Raw genomic sequence first — 20,597 nt, forward strand, 5'->3', positions numbered from 1 at the left:
CACAAGCCGGGATGTCGTCCAGCAAGGTCCATAAGCACCGCCACAAGTGCGGATGCGCGCAGCTACGGCAAATTGGATAAAAAAGCAAGCCTAAATGCGCCCCGCTCCCCTGTTCACAAATAGGCAAAATCTGCTGGTGTGACCAACATCACATCCTTGATCGTTAGATCCGCAGCGTTCAAAACCTGCGCCATGCGCAGCCCGTTCAGCACAATCCACGCAGCGTTTTCTGTTTCCTGCGACGGCTCTATTGTAAGATCGGGCGCAGCCCCTTCATCAGGGTCATAGATCACCGCAATCTGGTCAACCGCCCTATCATAATCCACAATGACCGGTGGGTTGTCCGGGTCTGTCCACTCCCCCAGGGCAAACAGATCACCACCTTCGCCCCCGGACGCCCAATCCCCCGTCCCCACCATTAACGTGTCCGCACCCCTGCCGCCGTTCAAATAATCCGCCTGATCTACGTCACTTTCGCCAGTTTCCGCACCCCGCACAAGCCCGACCAAAAAATCGTCGCCCGCATTGCCGTCCAATTCATCCGCGCCAAGCCCGCCGATCAAGATATCATCGCCGTCGCCACCGCATAGGCTGTCGTCCCCCTCGTCGCCCAAAAGCCTGTCGACCCCGGCCCCACCCAGGACGCTGTCATCACCCTTGCCACCGTGCAAAACATCGCCCCCAAAGCCACCCGATAGCGTGTCATTGGCCGCACCGCCCAACACCATGTCATCGCCATCCTCACCCTGTAGCAAGTCAGCATCTTGCGCGCCAATCAACGTGTCGTCCCCGGTATCGCCCCACAGGCTGTCGCCACCATCTTCGCCCGCAATCAGATCATCCCCCGCATATCCGTTTATCTGATCACCGCCTGCCCCGCCGGCCAGTGTATCGGCGCCCTCATCCCCCCACAGCACATCGCCTGCATCACTGGTGGCATCAGAGGCGCCACGAGGCGGCCCAGCGAAAATGGCGGCGGTTGCATCGTTTTGCGCATCGCTGTCGCCGGTGTCGTCCGCTTCGGACGTGTCCAAAGGCGCATCGCGTTGCAACATCGCATCGGCGTCGTCGCCATCGCCATCGCCAATGACACGGTCAAACACCAGCCCCAATGAGACGCCAGCAACCAAAAGCCCCAACAGACCAGATAGCAACAACATGTAATGCCCCTTTCGACAAACAGGACATTACATGAACATTGTTGACGCTTCGGAAACATCTGCGCCAATTTATGGTGCAAATTTCAATATAGGTCAGGCCCAGATCTGCGGCTGCGTTTCATAGCCAATATACAGCGGATGCTTGGGCGCGCCGGCCTTGGTCAGCCCCAAGTGATACAGCCGATGTCCGGAAGCACGCAAAAGTGCCTCGACCGTCGCGCCACGCGCCCCATGCGCCCCATGCGCCCCCCACGCACAGATTACACGGTCCTGTGTCCCGTTGACCCAATCCAAACTGTCCAAAATCGCCTGATCATTTTCAGGCCCAACCGGATCGGCCTGCGCGCGCATCACCTTGGGATCAGTTGCACGATAAGCAAAAATATTGGTTACACGGAAACCACCAAATCCCAACGCCCGCGCCCGCCGCTCGCAGCGTTCCACGGTAGGATCATTTTGCACCTCTGTCGCGGTAGAGGGGTTAAGCATGATAAACAACGCCCGCGGCAGATCCCCGTCCCAGACACGTGTCAGAAGATAACGATAGGACTCGCAGTCTGAATAGACCGCGATGGACGCTGCATCCCCCTTCAGATGTTCACGCGTGATCATCGGCTAACCTCCGTGCCAGCCCGCCGCAGACAGGTGTTACAGGTTGAACACACGGCTGGGATGCACCTCTCCGGATTTATAGATGCCCACGGCGATCGGCTGACCTTGATAAGACACCCATGCCTCATCGCCATATTCAACGTCAGAGGCCAAAACCATCCCCGGATTGCCGTTTTTCAACCGAACCGCCCCCTCAGGTGTGCATTTCAGCTCTGGCAGATCCTCCAACCCCAGTTCAAGCGGCAGCAGTTTGGCGTCCAGCTCTGGCGTCTTTGCCAGCTCCTCCACCTGCGCCATTGTCAAACCATCCTCTGCCTCAAACGGGCCAGACCATGTGCGCCGCAGCCACAGAACATGGCCCAAACACCCCAGCGTCTGCCCCAGATCCCGCGCGATAGACCGCACATAGCCGCCTTTCCCGCACACCATTTCCAGTTCCACCGTATCAGCATCAGGGCGTGCGATCATCTCCAGGCTATCGACCCACAGCTCTCGCGCCGCCAGCTCCATCTCCTCGCCCGCACGCGCCAGCTTATAGGCGCGTTCACCATCCACCTTCACCGCTGAAAATTGCGGCGGAACCTGCATGATATCCCCCGTGAACGCCCCAAGCGCGGCGCGAATATCGTCATCTGACGGACGCGCATCGGCGGTTTCGATCACCTCTCCCTCGGCATCATCGGTATTGGTTGCAGCCCCTAAGCGGACCTGAAACCGGTAACATTTCAATGCGTCGGTAATATAGGGAACGGTCTTCGTCGCCTCCCCTAATGCGATGGCCAACACCCCGGTAGCAGCCGGATCCAATGTCCCCGCATGACCTGCCTTTTTCGCCCCAAACGCCCAGCGCACTTTATTGACCACGGATGTCGAAGTCATGTCCGCTGGCTTATCCACGATCAACCAACCAGAAATATCACGACCTTTTTTGCGTGCCATCGGCCAGCGCTCCTTTTCCAGATGCTTGGTGTCTTGGGTATGTCTGGCGGGCCTGCTACCCAAAACCGTGGCTGCGGTCAATCAATGAGCCAGCCACTTAGGGCACGTCAGGCGCAACCAAACCAACAATCGGTCCCATCGGCAGACCCAAATCCGCCCGGCCTAGGGCGGGAACCGTCAACCGCGATATTTTTCCATCGAAATACAGCGCGTTTTGCGCCCCTAAGCCATCGCGGAACAATCGTGCAAACAAGTGGAAATTAACCGGTTGATCGGAAATTGCAAACCACGCAACCTGCCCATCGGGTGATACGCCAACACCATTGCGGATGTGAACCGAATCGCTGTCATGCATGAATTTCGGATGGAGCGCGCCGTCGATCACCAACATCGGACCAGATTGCGTGGCATAGCGACACATGGGTGGATCGGCGGCAAAGGCGCGCGATTCGATCACCCGCAAACGATCAGAGATACAAAACACACCATTGGGCAACAGGCCGAAATTTCCCGGCCCTGCCGAGGTCACAAGCCTGTGCTGCTCAATCCCATCTTCCGCGAACAACCCAACCGGGGCCCGATCCGCATGATACATCCCTGCATTCATCGCAAAGACCAAATGCTGCCCCTGCGGGATTTGTTGTTGTAATCGCTCAAAGGTGCCGATCACGGCACCATTGGGATCATCCAACCACAATTGCACATCGTCACCTGCCTGAACCTGACACACCGTGAACGTTGCGTCATCAAAGACCATATCGTGGCACGGTGCATCTTGCGCCCATGCCGCAGCACCCAAGAAAAGCGCCACAATTGCGCTGGTTATCAACCGCAGCTTAGGCGCCCAGATCATCATCTGACGGGCTGTCGTCATCGGGTTGGGCGATATCGCGCTGCACAGTCTCATTGGCAAACAAACGCCGTGTCTCATCCATTCGATCAAAGGTCTCATCGATACGGAACCGCAGATCGGGGGCGAATTTCAGCGTCAGGTTTTTGGCCACAACATGGCGCAGCTCCCCCTTGTTGCGCGCCAGGGCCTTAATCAGCCCTTCGGCATCGCCCCCGCCCAGTGGCGCAACGTAAACCGTTGCGACCTTCAGGTCATTGGAGCATCGCACCTCGCCCACGGTCACCGACACGCGCGCCAAATCCGGATCATGCACATCGCCACGCACCAATACATCGGACAAAGTCCGACGGATCAATTCGCCTACACGAAGCTGCCGCTGAGTGGGCCCGCGGCCCGAAGAAGAATGGTTCTTTGACATAGGCTGCACATAGTCCTTCCCAATGCACACTGCAACGGGCTTTACCCGCCCCACTGACCCAATATAAGCAGATCCCGATCACGAAGGAGTAAAACAATGAGCAACCTGCCCGGAATCGTCATCGTCGGGGCCTCTGGCCGGATGGGACAAATGCTTATCAGCACGATTGCAGCCTCCGACAAGGCCCGATTGGTCGGTGCCGTTGAACGCAGCGCACATGCGTGGGTGGGACAGGATCTGGCCGATATCATGGGATGTGCACGCGGCGTAACAGTCACCGATGACCCGCTCGAAGCCTTCTCAACCGCGCAAGCTGTCATCGACTTTACCGCCCCCGAAGCCACACTTGGCTTTGCCGAGCTGGCCGCGCAGGCCCGCGCCGCCCATGTCATCGGCACCACAGGCTTCAGCGATGCGCAACTGGAGGCGCTCAAACCCGCCGCACGCCACTCGGTGCAGATCCGCGCCGGCAACATGAGCCTGGGCGTGAACCTGCTCACCCAGCTCACCAAAAAGGTCGCACAGGCCCTTGATGCCGACTGGGATATCGAAGTGATCGAGGCCCATCACAACCGCAAGGTCGACGCGCCATCAGGTACGGCCTTGATGCTGGGCGAAGCGGCCGCCGAGGGGCGCGGCATTGCCTTGGCTGAAAATACGGAATCGGGCCGCGATGGCATCACCGGGGCGCGCGCCCCCGGCGCCATCGGTTTCTCCGCCATTCGCGGCGGCGATATCGTGGGCGAACATGATGTGCTCTTCGCGGGTCTGGGTGAACGCATCGTGCTACGCCATGTCGCGACCGACCGCGCCATCTTCGCCCGTGGCGCGCTCAAGGCCGCACTCTGGGGACAAGACCGCACACCGGGTCAATATGACATGATGGATGTCTTGGGGCTGTGATCCCTTTTCATCTTGCCAAAAATATCCCGGGGAGCCCCGAACCGAGGGGCTTTGCCCCGTGGATCGGGGTGGGGCAGCGCCCCATTGCCATCTCACCACATCACCCGCTTACCTTGGTAATCGAAAAACCCACCCGACTGCGCCGCAGACAAACCCGATAGAACATCAATCAACATCTGCGCCACCACATTGGGCGCAATCTTGTCGCGCGTGTAGCCTGCGGTAAACTCGGTATCCACCGTGCCGGGATGCAAACAGGCCATGACGCCATGCGGGTGTTTGCGTTTCAGCTCAACCGCCGCTGTATGCACCAGCTGATTCAACGCGGCTTTCGACGTTCGATAGCTGTACCACCCGCCAAGCCCATTATCCCCGATAGAGCCGACCCGCGCTGACAGCACCCCAACATGACATGGCTCAGCACGTGGCAATAACCGCGACAGATGCTTCAGCACCAGTGCCGGCCCGATGGCATTCACCGAAAATTGCGCCAACAAGCTTTCCGACGAAAGTTGCAAAAGTGACTTTTCTGGCTGCCCCAACTGCCCGGTAGCGATAAAAACCATCTGAAATTCACCGCTCAGCGCACCCAAAGCCTGCGCCACACTTTCCTCAGAGGTGATCTCCAGACCATCGCGTGAGCGCGACAAGCCAATCACCTCCCCCTGTGCGGCCAACCGATTGCGCAACGCCGCACCAATGCCGCCGCTATCTCCGATCACCAATGATCGCATCTGACTGTCCTCCTGTACCTTCCCCTGCAGCTTGCATCAGAAAAAAGGGCCGATGTGGTCATTTTCTACTTTTCATTCACGATTGCGCCCGTATAGTCACCGCCATGACACGAAGCCCTGCATATGTTCAGCTGACTGCCCACGCCACGGCGCGCGGCCTGTCGCTTCGTGGCCTCCTCCTTCTTAGCCTCCTCTGAGCGTGCCTTACGGGCGCGACCGCTCGGAGGTAGACAGCGCCCATTCCCCGGATCTCCACGCGATTGCTGGAATCTGGTGTCCAATCACGCTAAGAGCCCGACGTAAGGAATTTCCAAAATGGCTGCGAACATGACCGACACATCCCGCGTATTGATTTTTGACACAACCCTGCGTGATGGCGAACAATCGCCCGGCGCCACCATGACCCATGCTGAAAAGCTGGAAATCGCCACGCTGCTGGATGACATGGGCGTTGATGTAATCGAAGCAGGCTTTCCGATCGCATCCGAGGGCGATTTCGCCGCTGTCTCTGAAATCGCAAAAAATTCTAAGAATTCGGTGATCTGTGGACTAAGCCGCGCCAATTTCAAAGATATCGACCGCTGCTGGGAGGCGGTTAAACACGCCGCCAAACCACGGATCCACACATTCATCGGCACCTCGCCCAGCCACCGCGAAATTACCAAGCTGACACAAGAAGAAATGATCGAGCGGATCCACGAGACCGTGACCCATGCGCGCAACCTGTGTGAAGATGTGCAATGGTCCGCAATGGATGCGATCAGGACAGAGCGCGACTATCTGGCCCGTGTGGTGGAATGTGCGATCAAAGCCGGCGCGACGACGATCAATATCCCTGATACGGTCGGCTATACGCTGCCCGAAGAATCGGCCGAGATTATCCGCGAACTGGTGGAACGTGTCCCCGGTGCAGATCAGGTGATCTTCGCAACCCATTGCCACAACGACCTTGGCATGGCGACCGCGAATTCCTTGGCCGCGGTCAATGCGGGCGCACGCCAGATCGAATGCACAATCAATGGCTTGGGCGAACGTGCCGGGAATACCGCCTTGGAAGAGGTCGTGATGGCCATGCGTGTGCGCCGCGATCTGATGCCCTATGCCACCCAGATCGATACGACCAAGATCATGAACTTGTCGCGCCGCGTCGCGCAGGTTTCAGGTTTTCCTGTGCAGTTTAACAAAGCCATCGTCGGCAAAAACGCATTCTTGCATGAATCCGGCATTCACCAGGACGGCGTTTTGAAAAATGTCGAGACATTTGAAATCATGCGCCCCTCCGATATCGGCATCACCGATAGCAATATCGCGATGGGCAAACATTCAGGCCGTGCCGCGCTGCGCTCCAAGCTGAAAGATCTGGGCTATGAGCTGGCCGACAACCAGCTGCAAGATGTGTTCGTGCGCTTCAAGGCGTTGGCGGATCGCAAAAAAGAGGTCTATGACGAAGATATCATCGCCTTGATGACCGACAGCGCCGCGAACACTGGCGAAGATCAGTTGCAGGTGAAAAAGCTGCGTGTCATCTGTGGCACCGGCGGTCAGGAAGCCGCCCTGACCATGAGCGTTGGTGGCGAAGAAATTTCCGCCACATGTGAAGGCGACGGCCCTGTCGATGCCTGCTTTAACGCCGTCAAAGAAATCTTTCCGCATGGCGCCCGGTTGAAGCTGTATCAGGTGCAAGCTGTCACCGATGGCACCGATGCGCAGGCCACTGTTTCGGTTCGTCTGGAAGAAGATGGCCGTATCGTCACCGGGTCGGCGGCCGATACAGATACCATCCTTGCCTCGGTCAAAGCCTATGTTGGGGCGTTGAACCGCCTGATCGTGCGGCGCACAAAAACCGCACCCGACGCAGATATGAAAACGGTCTCTTTCAAAGAGTAACGAGACCGTTTCCATGACATCAAAGCGGCCCAAACCGGGCCGCTTTTTTACGCCCTCCACACCGATCCCGCGATTCGAGACCCGATTTGGCCGCCCGGCGGCCTGCGACAAATGGGTGCTTGCCGGCCCGCTCTGACCGCCTCGCGCTGTCAGCTCAGGAAATTCTTTTCGAAGAGGAAAATCGTGCATATCGTAAAAATGACATATTTTGCGGTTCAATCACCGGCATAGTCAGAAATAAGTTGAAAAATGAAATGTCACCGGGTTGTGACTGGCGGAATGCCGCAGGAGGCCCAGAACCATAGGGAAATCACCTTTCCCGTTGGAACCCCACGCACTATAGAACAAACTCAACTGCGGCCCGGTTTTCGAGTCGTGGAACGACTAAATATTGTGGGATAGGACATGGTAACATTCGGCGGGATCTTTTCCTCGGACATGGCGATCGACCTCGGCACGGCGAATACGCTGGTCTATGTAAAGGGCAAAGGGATCGTCTTGAACGAGCCCTCGGTGGTGGCCTACCATGTCAAGGACGGCAAGAAACAAGTTCTGGCCGTGGGCGAGGACGCAAAACTGATGCTGGGCCGCACGCCCGGCTCTATTGAAGCCATCCGTCCAATGCGTGATGGTGTGATCGCGGATTTCGACAGTGCGGAAGAGATGATCAAACATTTCATTCGCAAGGTGCATCGTCGGTCGACCCTGTCCAAACCCAAAATCATCGTCTGCGTGCCACATGGCGCCACGCCAGTAGAAAAACGTGCAATCCGTCAATCCGTTATCTCTGCCGGGGCGCGCCGTGCTGGGCTGATTGCTGAACCGATCGCTGCCGCGATTGGTGCCGGGATGCCGATCACGGACCCCACCGGGTCAATGGTGGTCGATATCGGCGGCGGCACGACCGAGGTCGCAGTGCTGTCACTGGGCGATATTGTGTATGCGCGTTCGGTTCGTGTGGGCGGCGACCGCATGGATGAGGCGGTGATCTCATATCTGCGGCGCAATATGAACCTGTTGATCGGGGAAGCCACGGCAGAGCGGATCAAGACCACGATCGGTTCCGCCCGGATGCCCGATGATGGGCGCGGCACATCGCTTTCGGTGCGCGGGCGCGATATCTTGAACGGTGTTCCCAAAGAGGTTGAGGTAACTCAGGCCCAGGTCGCCGAGGCCTTGGCGGAACCGGTGCAGCAGATTTGCGATGCCGTGATGCAGGCATTGGAAACCACACCGCCCGATCTGGCCGCCGATATCGTGGACCGGGGCGTTATGTTGACCGGTGGCGGCGCGTTGCTGGGGGAATTGGACCTGGCGCTGCGTGAACAAACCGGCCTGTCTATCTCGATTGCGGATCAATCGCTCAATTGCGTTGCCTTGGGCACCGGCAAGGCGCTGGAATATGAAAAACAACTGCGTCATGTGATAGATTACGACAGCTAAGCGCGTAACCTTACATTTCGTGAAGACAAACGGGCGTCAGACGCGTTGAGCGGGACGCCCGTTTCAGTGTATAGGGGCGTCTAACCCCAAATAAGAAACCCAATTCCTGACGGAGGCGTAAGTGGCGCGCGACCGCGATGACGAGGACTATTTCGGCCCCCTGCGCCGCATTTTCATCGCGATCATCGCGATGGTTCTGGCCGTAACCGTCATTGTCTGGCGGATTGACAGCCCCCGGGTTGAACGTTTGCGCATCGCTTTCATCGACCGGTTTGTTCCCAGTTTTGATTGGGCAATGGTGCCGGTGACCAAAACGTTGAACATGGTCGAAGGATTTCAATCCTACGCCAGGATTTACGAACAAAACCAAGACCTTCGGCGCGAATTGCAACAGATGAAGGCCTGGAAAGAGGCCGCGGTGCAGCTGGAGCAAGAGAACGCCAAGCTTCTGGCACAAAATCAGGTGCGACTGGATCCGAAATTGACAACCGTCTCGGGCGTAGTGCTTGCTGACAGCGGCTCACCGTTCCGCCAATCAGTGCTGCTGAATGTGGGGTCTCGCGATGGGATCGTGGATGGCTGGGCCACGATGGACGGGCTGGGCCTGGTTGGGCGCATCTCTGGCGTGGGGAAGACCACGTCCCGCGTGGTGCTGCTGACCGATTCGTCCAGCCGTATCCCGGTGACCTTGCAGCCTTCTGGGCAAAAAGCGATCCTGTCTGGCGATAATTCGGCCTTTCCGCCGATTGATTTCGTCGAACATCCCGAACAGGTGCGCCCCGGTGACCGCGTTGTCAGCTCGGGTGATGGCGGGGTGTTCCCATCGGGATTGCTGGTCGGGCAGGTGATGGAATCCAATGGCCGGCTGCGTGTGCGCCTGTCTGCGGATTATGAACGGCTGGATTTTCTGCGCGTATTGCGGTCGCACCCGCATGAGCTGCTGCTGGATGTCGGTCCGCTGATACCGCCGCCCGATACCGCCGACACAGTTGCAACAGCGGAAAAACCCGATGGTTGATCCACTGACCCGTCGCATATGGGGCTATCGTAGCCTGTTCATCGGCATCGCGCTGATCATCATCTTTTTGCGCCTGTTGCCGATCTCACCAACCTATCATGGCATTCCCGGGCCGGATCTGACACTTGCCTTGACCCTGGCATGGGTGCAGCGCCGTCCCGATTATGTGCCCGCGTTTTTGATTGTCACCATGTTTTTTCTGGACGATCTGACGTTTTGGCGCACGCCTGGGTTGTGGACTTTGATCGTTCTGGGCGCCACCGAATGGCTGCGGGCCCGCGAACACAGCCTGCGCGAAATGTCACTGCTGACAGAGCTGGCGATGGTTGGCATGATATTGGTTGCGATGGTGATGTTGAACAGGCTTGCGCTGGGGGTGATGATGGTCGAACAGCCTCAGCTGGGGCGCGAATTGTTACAGGCCCTGACCACCTTGGCCGCATACCCTTTTGTTTTGGCGCTGTCCCATCTGGGCTTTGGTTTGCGCCGTGCCGTGCCGGGCGAGGTCGATGACCTTGGCCACCGGATCTAAGCCATATCTGACCGGCGATTGCCAAGGAGGATGCCATGAAACAGACAGAGCGCACCGTTCGCGAAAGCCAGATCCGCATCACGCGGCGCGGCCTTATGTTGGGCGGCATTCAGGCGGCGGTGATCGGCACCTTGGCGATGCGCATGCGCAAGATGCAGCTGGAAGAGGCGGATAATTACCGGATGCTGGCCGAAGGCAATTCGGTCAAAATTCGTTTGATCCCGCCTGCGCGTGGCCTGATCTATGATCGCAATGGCGTGCTATTGGCAGGAAATGAACAGAATTACCGTATTACCATCACGCGCGAGGACACCGAAGATCTGGAAAAGGTCATTTCCGATCTGCGCCGTTTGATCCCGATGACCCCGGCACAGGCCGAAGAGATGCTGGAAGAACTGCGCAAACGCCCGCCCACCGTGCCGGTGACCGTCGCAGACCGTGTAACATGGGAAGAATTCTCCCGCGTGGCGGTAAACGCCCCTGCCCTGCCCGGCGTTACGCCAGAGGTAGGATTGTCACGGATTTATCCGCGCGGCGATGATTGCGCGCATATTCTGGGCTATGTCGGGCCGGTCTCGGATTACGACCTGTCAAAGATCGAAAACCCGGATCCACTGTTGATGATCCCGAAATTTCAGCTTGGCAAATTGGGCGTTGAGGCAAAGCTGGAAGATGATCTGCGCGGCAAAGCCGGGCAGCGTCGCGTCGAGGTCAACTCCGCCGGGCGCGAGATGCGTGAGCTGGGCCGCCGCGAGGGCACACCGGGAGAAAATGTCCAGCTGACGATTGATTATCAGCTGCAAAACTTCTGCCTTAAACGGCTGGGCGATGAATCTGCCGCGGTGGTCGTGATGGATGTCACTAATGGCGATGTGCTGGCCTGTTCTTCGGCGCCCAGCTTTGATGCCAATCTGTTTGTGCGCGGAATTTCAGTAAAAGATTACCGCGAATTGACGCAAGACGATCACCGCCCATTGGCCGATAAATCGGTGCAAGGCCTGTATCCGCCCGGCTCGACCTATAAAATGGTCACCGCGCTTGCCGCGCTGGAAGAAGGGTTGGTGACGCCCGAAGAAACCATATATTGCCGTGGTTTTAGCGAGATCGCCGGGCGTCGGTTCCATTGCTGGAAGCGCGCGGGCCACGGATATTTGAACCTGTCGCAAAGCCTAGAACAATCTTGCGACTGTTATTATTACGAGCTGTCTCAACGGGTTGGGATTGATAAAACCAGTGCGATGGCGCAGCGCCTGGGCCTTGGTATTCGCCCTGACTTGCCGATGTCGGCGGTGCAAGAGGGGTTGGCACCGACGAAGGACTGGAAGCGCAGCCGATACGGTCAGGAATGGCTGATCGGGGATACGATCAACGCCTCGATCGGTCAGGGATATGTGCTGGCTTCACCGATGCATCTTGCGATTATGACGGCGCGTCTGGCTTCGGGCAAAGCCTTGCAGCCCAATCTGATACGCAGCGAAAACGGCGTGGAGACACCGCGCCCTGAAGCTGCCCCCTTGGGCGTGCGTCCTGAAAATCTGACCTATGTCCGGCGTGGGATGAATGCGGTCGTCAATGGGCGCCATGCGACCGCAGGACGTTCCAAAATCGCGAAGGCAGAGTGGAAAATGGCGGGCAAAACCGGCACCAGTCAGGTCCGCAACATTACCGCCGCCGAACGTGCACGCGGCGTGATTTCCAACAGCCAACTGCCCTGGAACCGGCGCGATCACGCGTTATTTGTCTGCTATGCCCCCGTTGATAACCCGAAATATGCCGTTTCCGTGGTGGTGGAGCATGGCTCAGGCGGATCAACCGCTGCCGCGCCGATTGGCCGCGATGTAATGCTCTTTGCTCTGGCGGGCGGCAAACCTCCGATGGATGCTTATCCGTCCAGCCAGCGCGGGCGTATCCAAACCATGTATGAAGAATTGGATTTGGTGGATCCCGCCACGGTCCAAAACGCCGGGACCAGCCGCGCATGAGCTATCTTGAATCCAATCTGAAACAAGTCCCGACCGGGATGCGCAAAATTTTGTTCATCAACTGGCCGTTGGTGATTTTATTGTCGGCTGTCGCTTCGGTCGGTTTTCTGATGTTGTATTCCGTCGCAGGCGGCACATTGGAAACCTGGTCCGAGCCGCAGATGAAACGCTTTGGCGTGGGGATGGCCGCGATGTTCGCTGTGGCTTTCACACCAATCTGGTTCTGGCGCAATATCTCGGCCTTGGTCTATCTAGTGGCGCTTGTCCTGCTATTGGCAGTGGAATTTTTCGGCGCCATCGGGATGGGGGCGCAACGCTGGCTAGAGCTGGGACCGATCCGCGTGCAGCCTTCCGAATTGATGAAGATCGCCATCGTTATGCTGTTGGCGGCCTATTACGACTGGTTGGATGTCGATAAGGTCTCGCGCCCGATTTGGGTATTATTGCCGGTGGTGCTGATCCTGGTGCCAACATTTTTGGTGCTGATGCAGCCCGATCTGGGCACGGCGGTGTTATTGGTTCTGGGCGGCGGGCTGGTGATGTTCGCCGCCGGGGTCAGCCTGTGGTATTTCGGGACGGTCATCGCGATTGTCGTCGCGCTGGTCTTTGCCGTTCTGGAAAGCCGTGGCACAGATTGGCAATTGCTGCATGATTACCAATATCGCCGGATTGATACGTTCGTTGACCCTGCCGCCGATCCGTTGGGTGCGGGATATAACATCACGCAGGCTCAGATCGCGCTGGGGTCAGGCGGGTGGAACGGCCGCGGCTTTATGCAAGGCACGCAATCACGGTTGAACTTCTTGCCTGAGAAACACACCGACTTTATCTTTACCACCCTGGCCGAGGAGTTTGGCTTTATCGGCGCGTCATCGTTGCTGCTGCTGTATGCTGGGATTTTGGCCTTTTGCATTCATGCGGCCGTCACGAATAAAGACAGGTTTTCATCGCTGTTAACGCTTGGGATCGCGGGCACGTTCTTTTTGTTCTTTGGAATTAACATGGCGATGGTCATGGGGTTGATGCCTGTCGTGGGGGTGCCCTTGCCGCTCGTGTCATACGGGGGTACGGCTATGATGATTTTACTGGCTGCATTCGGGCTGGTGCAATCGGCCCATATCCATCGCCCGCGCTAGGCTTCGCCGGGCACAGTCCCTGTTAGGAGTTCCCATGATCCAGATCCTGTTCAACGCCCCCACCGCCGATTGGGACGATTACGCAGCACCCCTGTCCAAGGCGCTGCACGAAAAGGGGATCACGGCAACAATCCACCGTCCGTGGGATCAGCCCGCGCCCGATTTCGCGGCGATTGATTATGTGATTTACAATCCACGCGGCCCGGTACAGGATTTTGCGGCATTCACTTCGGCCAAGGCGGTGTTGTCGCTTTGGGCGGGGGTTGAAAAAATCGTTGGTAACAACAGCCTGACGCAGCCGCTGTGTCGAATGGTCGATGACGGGCTAGAGCTGGGAATGGTGCAATGGGTGGCCGGTCATACGCTGCGCCACCATTTGGACATTGATTTCTACCTGTCGCATCAAGACGGCGTTTGGCGGCAAGGCCAAATTCAGCCTCCACTGCCACAAGATCGCACGGTTGCGGTTTTGGGCCTTGGTGCATTGGGGGCAGCTTGTGCCCGCCAGCTGGCAGGTTTGGGCTTTCGTGTTCTGGGCTGGAGCCGGTCCCAAAAATCCATTGAAGGTGTCGAATGTCACTTTGGCAACGAAGGGCTGCGTGATGTTCTGGCACAGGCCGAGATCTTAGCGACGATCTTGCCAGACACTCCGGCAACAACTGATCTTTTGAACGCGCAGACCTTGGCATTGATGCCCAAAGGTGCGGTGATCTTGAACCCTGGGCGGGGCACTGTGTTGGTGGAACAGGATCTGATCGCCGCGCTGGACACGGGCCAGGTCGGCCATGCCACATTGGATGTATTCCGCACCGAACCCGTGCCCGCCGATCATCCGTTCTGGTCACATCCCAACATCACGGTCACGCCCCATATCGCTGCAGAAACCCGGCCGCTGACCGCAGCACGGGTGATTGCGGAAAACATCCATCGCGGTGAAACCGGACAGCCCTTCATTCACCGCGTTGACCGCAGCCGCGGCTATTGACCGGCCGCGCGGGCGGCGGCTTCGACCCGGGGATACAGCCACCCCATCGCCAGCCCGCGCACCGCATTCAACACCATCAGCGCCGCCCAAAGCCCGTGGTTGCCCCAGAACATTGGCAAGACATAGACCGCAACGCCATAAATCCCCACGCAGACAAGCATGGCATTGCGCATCTCTCGGGTCAGGGTCGCGCCGATGAACACCCCATCCAGCATATAGCTTGCCACGCTGAGCAAAGGCGCGGCGACCAGCCACGGTAAGTAGCGGCGCGCGCTGTCTTGCACCTGCGGGTCACTGGCCATCAGTGCGATGGTCTGCGGTCCGGCAAGGGCAAATACCACGCCCAGGATAAGGGCAGCCCCGATCCCCCATTGTGCGGGCACCCATGCCGCCCGGCGCAACTGCACAATGGATTTTGCGCCAAATGCCTGCCCCACAAGGGATTCTGTCGCAAAGGCAAACCCATCAAGCGCAAAGGATGTGATCATCAGGAATTGCAGCAAGACCTGATTGGCCGCCAATTGCACATCGCCCTGCCGCGCGGCCAGGAACATGAAGCTGGTGAAGCTTAGCTGCAACAGAACAGAGCGGATCATGATGTCGCCATTGATCTGCGCCATCCGTATCAGCTTTGCCCGGTCAAAGATGCGTGCCACCACAGCTGCGCCCAAGGCCCGCATCGGGCCAAAAGCATCGCGTACGCACCAAAACCCAATGGCTGCGCCGATGATCTCGGCGATCAATGTCGCGCTGGCCACACCTTCCACACCCCAGCCCAACTGCAGTACGAAGACAAGATCAAGCGCGACATTGACCGCATTCATCGTCAATTGCAGCACCAAAACTGCCTGCGTCCGCTCCAGCGCGATCAGCCACCCTGTCAGCGCATAAAGCGCGATCGTCAACGGCGCGCCCCAGATGCGGATCGCCAGATAGCTGCGCGCCAGGCCTTCGACCTCTGCGCTGGCGGGGGCGATATGAAAGGCTGCGGCAAACAGTGGCATCTGCAACAAGATCAATGCCAACCCGGCTGCACCTGCAATCAGCAAGGCACGCATCAAGGTCACACTGACCTCGGTGTGATCGCCCGCCCCATGTGCCTGTGCCACAAGCCCGGATGTGCCCATCCGCAAAAATCCAAAAATCCAATAGACCGAGGATAATATTACCGTCGCAATGCCCACAGCCCCAATCGGGGCCGCCGCGCCCAGCTGGCCCACGACGCCTGTGTCCACCGCGCCAAGGATCGGCACCGTGGCATTGGACAGCACGATGGGTAATGCGATGCCTAAAACCCGACGATGGGTGATCGCCGTCCCCGCCCCCTGAACCATTGCCGCCATCAGAGCGTATCTACCGCGCTTTCAGGCATTAGGAAATGCCCCGTGGCCTGCGCGAAAAGACGCGTGCGATTGTCCTGCCATGCCTCCACATGGACCGACGCATAGCGCCGGCCAGACCGGTTGACCCGTGCCCGCGCATAGGCATCGCGCGGCAATCCGCCCCGCAGATAATCGACCGTAAAGTCAATTGTCTTGGGCATCAGAGGCAAGGGTGCATCGGCATGATCAATCAAACCGCCAGCCTCGATCTGGCCCCAATAGGTAGAAAAAGACAGTTCGATAATCGCAGTCACCTCCAAAAAGGCGGCAGTGGCACCCCCATGCAAGGCGCGCAGGGCATGATTGCCGATCAGGCTTTCATCAAAGGGTAAGATCCCTGTCAGCTCATCGCCGCGGCGATCGAAATGCACGCCCAGAAATCCGATATAGGGCACGGCACTGACCAGGCGTTGCAAGGCAGCGTCGCGGCGTTGTTTCACCACTTGAACGGGTTCGACGGGGGCTCTCATGATGCGCGCTCCACGGTAAAGGCACCGGTGGCAGTGGCCACGGGCAAATCCAGCCCTTCTTCGTCATGGGCTGTCGCCCGGATGAAAGCGACAGTCCGGGTCATGTGAAACACGGTGGCGCGCGCGGTAATCACCTGGCCTGGCACGGCCGCACGCATGTAATCAATGCGCAGGTCGATCGTGGCGGTTGAAACCGGTGCCTCTGGATGGGCCATCACCGCCGCGCCAGAACATGTGTCCATCAGGGCCGACACGGCTCCTCCATGGATCACCCGCGTTTGCGGATCCCCGATCAGCTTCTCATTCCAGGGCATGACGATCCGAGCCTCCCCTTCGCCCAGATGCGCGACTTGCATTCCCAGGGTCCGCGCATGGGGCAGCGCATCGATGAAGTCGCGCGCGACGCGTAAGCGCAGCTCTTCATCACGTTTAGGTTGATCTGCCATCGCGCTCTCCATTTCCTGTTCAGCGCGACTATCTATGTGCGAAGATGTCGGCGCAAGACTGCCAATCATCCCAAACTTGACTGAAGAGTCAGGTTGCGACAGGCCGCTTTGCGCGTTAGTTTCACCGGGCAATGGAAAACGATATGACAGATACGCTGAGTTTCAAGGAAATGTGCGCACGTTTCGACGTGACCCCGCGCACCCTGCGCTATTATGAATATATCGAACTTCTGTCGCCCCAAAAGGAGGGCCGCAGCCGTTTTTACGGCCCTCGGGAAGTTGCCCGCCTGACCCTGATTTTACGGGGTAAGCGGTTTGGCTTCAGCCTGGAAGAAATCCGGCAATGGCTGCTGATGTATGATCGCCAAGGAACGGACGAACAGATGCGTACCTTGGTCAAGATGTCCGACCGCCAAATCAGCGTTTTGCAAGAACAACGCAATGAGCTGGATCAGGCCATCGAAGATCTGAAGAACCTGCGCGATGAGGTCGCCGCCAAAGGAACAGACACCGCCCAGTCGGCATCAATTTATAACGAGTAAGGCCGTTTTATTGGCCTGATTGTTGCGTTCATCCTCCCGGCGCAGCAAAAGAATTTTTTTCCAGACGTTCTTTCAGCCCTGACATCACGTCAGTCCTTTTTGTGACGTCACGTTTCGCTGACGTTCACGTCAACCACCATTGTAGTGTGAAGACGGAAATCGAATCTGTCGCGCTTCACGCTCAAAAAGGAAAAATGCGAGAGGCCGCGAATGGAAAATGAAGTAATGACGATCCGCGAAATGTGCGATGCGTTTGCCGTAACGCCGCGCACCCTGCGGTTCTATGAAAGCAAGGAGCTGCTGTTTCCGATCCGGGAAGGACAGAAACGCCTGTTCACCCGTCGTGACCGTGCCCGGTTAAAGCTTATTCTACGCGGTAAGCGTTTTGGCTTTAGCTTGGAAGACATCCGCCAACTTCTTGATCTGTATTCGATCGGGGACCAGCAGGTGACTCAATTGCGTGAGACCCTCAAACTGGCCCGTGAACGCCAGGCCGAGATGGAAGCGCAACGCGATGAATTGGGGGCGGCAATTGCCGAGCTGCGAGAGCAGATTGACATGGGAGAGCAGGCGCTCGCAAAGAAGTCGCGCGAGGTGTCTGCTGCCTAACTAAGGGAGTGAGACATGCCGACTTTCAAAGCCAATACCAAAGACATGCAATTCATCTTGCATGATATGTTGAACATATCGGCTTCGGGCCTGCCCGGACATGACGAGATGGAACGTGACTTCACCGGGGCCGTTCTGGAGGCTGCTGCGAGAGTCGCGGAGGATGTGCTGGCGCCGCTGAATGTGGTTGGGGATCAAGAGGGCTGCGTGCTGGACAATGGCGTCGTGCGCACGCCCAAAGGGTTCGATGCGGCTTTTGCAGCGATGAAAGACGGCGGTTGGACTGCGCTGGACTGTGATGTTGAACACGGCGGACAGGGCATGCCCTTTGCGCTGTATTCTGCGGTGAATGAGATTTTCGTATCGGCCAATATGGCGTTTAATATGTATCAGGGGCTAACCCATGGTGCCTATTCCGCCATCAATGCCCACGGCAATGAGGATCAAAAGTCCAAATGGCTGCCCAAGCTGGCGTCCTGTGATTGGACCGGCACCATGAACCTGACCGAGCCGCATTGCGGCACAGATCTGGGTCTGTTGCGCACCAAAGCAGAGCCGCAAGCGGATGGTAGCTATAAGATCACCGGGCAAAAGATCTTTATTTCCGCCGGTGATCACGATCTGGCTGAAAATATCGTCCATCTGGTGCTGGCCAAGGCACCGGGCGGTGGCGAAGGCACCAAAGGGATTTCCCTGTTTATCGTGCCAAAGGTCATGGTCAATGACGATGGCAGCCTGGGCGCACGCAATGCTGTCAGTGTTGGAAATATCGAAGAAAAGATGGGGATCCACGGCAATTCCACCTGCGTGATGAATTACGATGGGGCGACTGGCTGGCTGCTGGGGGATCTGCATAAAGGCATGCGTGCGATGTTCACGATGATGAACGAAGCGCGATTGGGCGTCGGGTTGCAGGGCTATGCCGTGGCCGAGGCCGCATATCAAAATGCCTTGGCCTATGCCAAGGATCGCCGTCAGGGGCGTGCGGTCACTGGCGCCGCAGAACCATCCGAACCCGCCGATCCGTTGATCGTGCATCCCGACATTCGTCGCAACCTTATGGATCAGAAAAGCTTTGTCGAAGCCGCGCGAGCCTTCACCATCTGGGGCGCGCATCTGATAGATCTGGGCCATGCGGGCGACAAGCAGGCGCATGCGCTCGTGTCGCTTTTGACCCCGGTGATCAAAGGCTTCCTGACCGATCAGGGTTTCCAAAGCGCGGTGCAGGCACAGCAGGTCTTTGGCGGACACGGCTATATCGAAGAATGGGGCATGTCACAATTCGTGCGCGATGCGCGGATCGCCATGATCTACGAAGGGGCGAATGGGGTTCAGGCCCTGGATCTGGTTGGGCGCAAGCTGGCCGCTGATGGTGGCAAACCGATCATGGCCTTCTTTGACCTGATCAAAACAGAGTGCAAGTTGCATGACGATGCGCGTATGGCACCGTTCACCGATGCGCTAAAGGCGGCCTCCAAACAGCTGCAATCCGCTGCGATGTTTTTCATGGAAAACGGCATGAAAACACCCAATGCCGCACTGTCTGGCAGCTATGACTTCATGCATATGATGGGACATGTGTGTCTGGGCTTGATGTGGACCAGAATGGCAGCGTCAGCGATTTCGGCCTTGGATGCGGGCGAAGGTGACGCGCAATATCTGGACGCCAAGTTGGCTACTGGCCGCTATTATATGGCGCGGCAGATGCCTGCTTGCGCCATGCATTTAGCCCGGATTGAAAGTGGCGCAGAGCCAGTTATGGATCTGCCCGCAGATCAATTTTAATACCGGCCCCTACGGGCCACATGCGATTGCCACAAGCCGCATTACGACGGCTTGTGGTGTCACCACATAGCGCAGCATGGATGGCGGGACCCGCACAGGCAGATCCATCACCGCGCCCCTAAACCATTTTATTTGGCAGAGGCCGCACCCACTGTGCCGCCCACAACCGCGCCGACCGGGCCTGCCACAAGCGCACCGCCCAGACCGCCTGTCGCTGCCCGTTCCGTCGCATTGTGGCCACAGGCGGACAGTGTAAGAACGCTCGCTGCAATCATTGCTAAGCTCATGATTTTCATTCCTCAAACCTTCCACGTTCAATTTAAAGGTTAGACGCCTGATCAGGTGCTTGGTTCCATCACACAATTGTGCGCACATGCGCCGCGCCGCCCATGCCCGGTTCAAATTCTTGCCACAATAGCTGGATATTGATGCCCAAAGCCGAAAGTGAGCAGATGCCTGAACGCCTTAAATTGACCCGAAAATTCCCCGCCGCGATGACCAACAAAGCCTATCGTCGACTGGGTCAATTCGCAGCTGAAGCCGAGATCACGCCGGATGAGGCGCTGACATTTTTATTTGAAAACTTTGGCTCCGTGACAAAGTCAGACAATCTTAGCCACCGTTTGCGCTTGTTCAAAGCAGAGCTTGCCGACCGCAAACGTTGACCGCTTAGTCGCGCCGCCACGTCACGCCCATGTGACGTTGCGGCGAATAGGCTTGCCTCCCCTTACCTGCGGGTCAATCATCCGCAAATATAGTCA

Annotated in this window: 22 protein-coding genes; 12 read left to right on the forward strand and 10 right to left on the reverse strand. The window is 57.8% G+C overall.

Annotated features, from left to right (window positions below; translation table 11 throughout):
- Positions 1-113 precede the first annotated feature (113 nt).
- The 5 genes from BFP70_RS03650 to rbfA all read right to left on the reverse strand — a co-directional run bounded on the left by BFP70_RS03650 (position 114) and on the right by rbfA (position 3,982).
- Positions 114-1,160: a calcium-binding protein gene (locus tag BFP70_RS03650; RefSeq protein WP_066010004.1), complete on the reverse strand. Its 1,047-nt coding sequence runs from the start codon at positions 1,158-1,160 to the stop codon at positions 114-116.
- 93 nt (positions 1,161-1,253) lie between these two features.
- Positions 1,254-1,772, reverse strand: a complete 519-nt coding sequence (locus BFP70_RS03655) for a DUF1643 domain-containing protein (protein ID WP_066010005.1) — start codon at positions 1,770-1,772, stop codon at positions 1,254-1,256.
- Between the two features lie 36 nt (positions 1,773-1,808).
- Positions 1,809-2,711, reverse strand: coding sequence for a tRNA pseudouridine(55) synthase TruB (truB, locus tag BFP70_RS03660; RefSeq protein WP_066010006.1), 903 nt, complete (start codon positions 2,709-2,711; stop codon positions 1,809-1,811).
- Between the two features lie 97 nt (positions 2,712-2,808).
- A complete protein-coding gene (locus BFP70_RS03665) occupies positions 2,809-3,585 on the reverse strand; it encodes a phosphodiester glycosidase family protein (protein WP_255356582.1) in 777 nt (258 codons plus the stop codon).
- A complete protein-coding gene (gene rbfA, locus BFP70_RS03670; protein ID WP_066010007.1) occupies positions 3,548-3,982 on the reverse strand; it encodes a 30S ribosome-binding factor RbfA in 435 nt (144 codons plus the stop codon). The genes BFP70_RS03665 and rbfA overlap by 38 nt, the downstream gene beginning before the upstream one ends.
- Before the next feature lie 96 nt (positions 3,983-4,078).
- Here rbfA and dapB point away from each other — a divergent pair, with 96 nt between their 5' ends.
- Complete coding sequence (gene dapB / locus BFP70_RS03675) at positions 4,079-4,885, forward strand: 4-hydroxy-tetrahydrodipicolinate reductase (protein WP_066010008.1); 807 nt, start codon at positions 4,079-4,081, stop codon at positions 4,883-4,885.
- A 92-nt stretch (positions 4,886-4,977) separates the two neighbouring features.
- Here the strand turns inward: dapB and BFP70_RS03680 are convergent, their stop codons facing one another.
- Positions 4,978-5,619 (reverse strand): SDR family NAD(P)-dependent oxidoreductase, encoded by a 642-nt coding sequence (locus tag BFP70_RS03680; protein WP_066010009.1) that lies wholly within the window; start codon positions 5,617-5,619, stop codon positions 4,978-4,980.
- A 327-nt stretch (positions 5,620-5,946) separates the two neighbouring features.
- Between BFP70_RS03680 and BFP70_RS03685 the strand changes: the two genes are divergently transcribed.
- The 7 genes from BFP70_RS03685 (at position 5,947) to BFP70_RS03715 (ending at position 14,602) form a co-directional block, all read left to right on the forward strand.
- Complete coding sequence (locus tag BFP70_RS03685) at positions 5,947-7,506, forward strand: 2-isopropylmalate synthase (protein ID WP_066010110.1); 1,560 nt, start codon at positions 5,947-5,949, stop codon at positions 7,504-7,506.
- Positions 7,507-7,911: 405 nt separating this feature from the next.
- A complete protein-coding gene (locus BFP70_RS03690) occupies positions 7,912-8,949 on the forward strand; it encodes a rod shape-determining protein (protein ID WP_066010010.1) in 1,038 nt (345 codons plus the stop codon).
- Between the two features lie 121 nt (positions 8,950-9,070).
- Positions 9,071-9,967 (forward strand): rod shape-determining protein MreC, encoded by an 897-nt coding sequence (gene mreC / locus BFP70_RS03695; RefSeq protein ID WP_066010011.1) that lies wholly within the window; start codon positions 9,071-9,073, stop codon positions 9,965-9,967.
- On the forward strand, positions 9,960-10,499 hold the full coding sequence (locus tag BFP70_RS03700) for a hypothetical protein (protein ID WP_066010012.1): 540 nt from the start codon (positions 9,960-9,962) through the stop codon (positions 10,497-10,499). The genes mreC and BFP70_RS03700 overlap by 8 nt, the downstream gene beginning before the upstream one ends.
- A 35-nt stretch (positions 10,500-10,534) precedes the next feature.
- On the forward strand, positions 10,535-12,481 hold the full coding sequence (gene mrdA / locus BFP70_RS03705) for a penicillin-binding protein 2 (protein WP_066010013.1): 1,947 nt from the start codon (positions 10,535-10,537) through the stop codon (positions 12,479-12,481).
- The gene (rodA, locus tag BFP70_RS03710; RefSeq protein WP_066010014.1) at positions 12,478-13,617 is read left to right on the forward strand and encodes a rod shape-determining protein RodA; all 1,140 of its coding nucleotides are present in this window, start codon (positions 12,478-12,480) and stop codon (positions 13,615-13,617) included. Before mrdA ends, rodA begins: the two co-directional genes overlap by 4 nt.
- Before the next feature lie 34 nt (positions 13,618-13,651).
- A complete protein-coding gene (locus tag BFP70_RS03715; RefSeq protein ID WP_066010015.1) occupies positions 13,652-14,602 on the forward strand; it encodes a glyoxylate/hydroxypyruvate reductase A in 951 nt (316 codons plus the stop codon).
- Here the strand turns inward: BFP70_RS03715 and BFP70_RS03720 are convergent.
- The 3 genes from BFP70_RS03720 to BFP70_RS03730 are packed head-to-tail and all read right to left on the reverse strand — an operon-like array spanning position 14,596 to position 16,900.
- Positions 14,596-15,945 (reverse strand): MATE family efflux transporter, encoded by a 1,350-nt coding sequence (locus tag BFP70_RS03720; protein WP_066010016.1) that lies wholly within the window; start codon positions 15,943-15,945, stop codon positions 14,596-14,598. The two genes, BFP70_RS03715 and BFP70_RS03720, sit on opposite strands and share 7 nt — an antisense overlap.
- Positions 15,945-16,454: a PaaI family thioesterase gene (locus BFP70_RS03725; RefSeq protein ID WP_066010017.1), complete on the reverse strand. Its 510-nt coding sequence runs from the start codon at positions 16,452-16,454 to the stop codon at positions 15,945-15,947. Before BFP70_RS03725 ends, BFP70_RS03720 begins: the two co-directional genes overlap by 1 nt.
- Positions 16,451-16,900 carry a PaaI family thioesterase gene (locus tag BFP70_RS03730; protein ID WP_066010018.1) on the reverse strand — a complete coding sequence of 150 codons (450 nt, stop codon included), beginning with the start codon at positions 16,898-16,900 and terminating at the stop codon, positions 16,451-16,453. Before BFP70_RS03730 ends, BFP70_RS03725 begins: the two co-directional genes overlap by 4 nt.
- 143 nt (positions 16,901-17,043) lie before the next feature.
- Between BFP70_RS03730 and BFP70_RS03735 the strand changes: the two genes are divergently transcribed.
- The 3 genes from BFP70_RS03735 to BFP70_RS03745 all read left to right on the forward strand — a co-directional run bounded on the left by BFP70_RS03735 (position 17,044) and on the right by BFP70_RS03745 (position 19,836).
- Positions 17,044-17,442 (forward strand): MerR family DNA-binding transcriptional regulator, encoded by a 399-nt coding sequence (locus BFP70_RS03735; RefSeq protein WP_066010019.1) that lies wholly within the window; start codon positions 17,044-17,046, stop codon positions 17,440-17,442.
- 210 nt (positions 17,443-17,652) lie between these two features.
- On the forward strand, positions 17,653-18,051 hold the full coding sequence (locus tag BFP70_RS03740; RefSeq protein WP_066010020.1) for a MerR family DNA-binding transcriptional regulator: 399 nt from the start codon (positions 17,653-17,655) through the stop codon (positions 18,049-18,051).
- A 15-nt stretch (positions 18,052-18,066) separates the two neighbouring features.
- Positions 18,067-19,836 carry an acyl-CoA dehydrogenase C-terminal domain-containing protein gene (locus BFP70_RS03745; protein ID WP_066010021.1) on the forward strand — a complete coding sequence of 590 codons (1,770 nt, stop codon included), beginning with the start codon at positions 18,067-18,069 and terminating at the stop codon, positions 19,834-19,836.
- A 128-nt stretch (positions 19,837-19,964) separates the two neighbouring features.
- Here BFP70_RS03745 and BFP70_RS20945 read toward each other — a convergent pair whose 3' ends face one another.
- Positions 19,965-20,123 carry a hypothetical protein gene (locus tag BFP70_RS20945; RefSeq protein ID WP_176715479.1) on the reverse strand — a complete coding sequence of 53 codons (159 nt, stop codon included), beginning with the start codon at positions 20,121-20,123 and terminating at the stop codon, positions 19,965-19,967.
- Positions 20,124-20,288: 165 nt separating this feature from the next.
- Here BFP70_RS20945 and BFP70_RS03750 point away from each other — a divergent pair, with 165 nt between their 5' ends.
- Complete coding sequence (locus BFP70_RS03750; RefSeq protein WP_066010111.1) at positions 20,289-20,501, forward strand: hypothetical protein; 213 nt, start codon at positions 20,289-20,291, stop codon at positions 20,499-20,501.
- Positions 20,502-20,597 lie beyond the last annotated feature (96 nt).

Origin of the sequence: Thioclava sp. SK-1, from assembly GCF_001705665.1 — a bacterium.
GTDB lineage: Bacteria > Pseudomonadota > Alphaproteobacteria > Rhodobacterales > Rhodobacteraceae > Thioclava.

Coding starts and splice junctions, on each gene's coding strand:
- BFP70_RS03650 (WP_066010004.1), bottom strand. CDS start 1,160: ATGTTGTTGCTATCTGGTCTGTTGGGGCTTTTGGTTGCTGGCGTCTCA.
- BFP70_RS03655 (WP_066010005.1), bottom strand. CDS start 1,772: ATGATCACGCGTGAACATCTGAAGGGGGATGCAGCGTCCATCGCGGTC.
- truB (WP_066010006.1), bottom strand. CDS start 2,711: ATGGCACGCAAAAAAGGTCGTGATATTTCTGGTTGGTTGATCGTGGAT.
- BFP70_RS03665 (WP_255356582.1), bottom strand. CDS start 3,585: ATGACGACAGCCCGTCAGATGATGATCTGGGCGCCTAAGCTGCGGTTG.
- rbfA (WP_066010007.1), bottom strand. CDS start 3,982: ATGTCAAAGAACCATTCTTCTTCGGGCCGCGGGCCCACTCAGCGGCAG.
- dapB (WP_066010008.1), top strand. CDS start 4,079: ATGAGCAACCTGCCCGGAATCGTCATCGTCGGGGCCTCTGGCCGGATG.
- BFP70_RS03680 (WP_066010009.1), bottom strand. CDS start 5,619: ATGCGATCATTGGTGATCGGAGATAGCGGCGGCATTGGTGCGGCGTTG.
- BFP70_RS03685 (WP_066010110.1), top strand. CDS start 5,947: ATGACCGACACATCCCGCGTATTGATTTTTGACACAACCCTGCGTGAT.
- BFP70_RS03690 (WP_066010010.1), top strand. CDS start 7,912: ATGGTAACATTCGGCGGGATCTTTTCCTCGGACATGGCGATCGACCTC.
- BFP70_RS03700 (WP_066010012.1), top strand. CDS start 9,960: ATGGTTGATCCACTGACCCGTCGCATATGGGGCTATCGTAGCCTGTTC.
- mrdA (WP_066010013.1), top strand. CDS start 10,535: ATGAAACAGACAGAGCGCACCGTTCGCGAAAGCCAGATCCGCATCACG.
- rodA (WP_066010014.1), top strand. CDS start 12,478: ATGAGCTATCTTGAATCCAATCTGAAACAAGTCCCGACCGGGATGCGC.
- BFP70_RS03715 (WP_066010015.1), top strand. CDS start 13,652: ATGATCCAGATCCTGTTCAACGCCCCCACCGCCGATTGGGACGATTAC.
- BFP70_RS03720 (WP_066010016.1), bottom strand. CDS start 15,945: ATGGCGGCAATGGTTCAGGGGGCGGGGACGGCGATCACCCATCGTCGG.
- BFP70_RS03725 (WP_066010017.1), bottom strand. CDS start 16,454: ATGAGAGCCCCCGTCGAACCCGTTCAAGTGGTGAAACAACGCCGCGAC.
- BFP70_RS03730 (WP_066010018.1), bottom strand. CDS start 16,900: ATGGCAGATCAACCTAAACGTGATGAAGAGCTGCGCTTACGCGTCGCG.
- BFP70_RS03735 (WP_066010019.1), top strand. CDS start 17,044: ATGACAGATACGCTGAGTTTCAAGGAAATGTGCGCACGTTTCGACGTG.
- BFP70_RS03740 (WP_066010020.1), top strand. CDS start 17,653: ATGGAAAATGAAGTAATGACGATCCGCGAAATGTGCGATGCGTTTGCC.
- BFP70_RS03745 (WP_066010021.1), top strand. CDS start 18,067: ATGCCGACTTTCAAAGCCAATACCAAAGACATGCAATTCATCTTGCAT.
- BFP70_RS20945 (WP_176715479.1), bottom strand. CDS start 20,123: ATGAGCTTAGCAATGATTGCAGCGAGCGTTCTTACACTGTCCGCCTGT.
- BFP70_RS03750 (WP_066010111.1), top strand. CDS start 20,289: ATGCCTGAACGCCTTAAATTGACCCGAAAATTCCCCGCCGCGATGACC.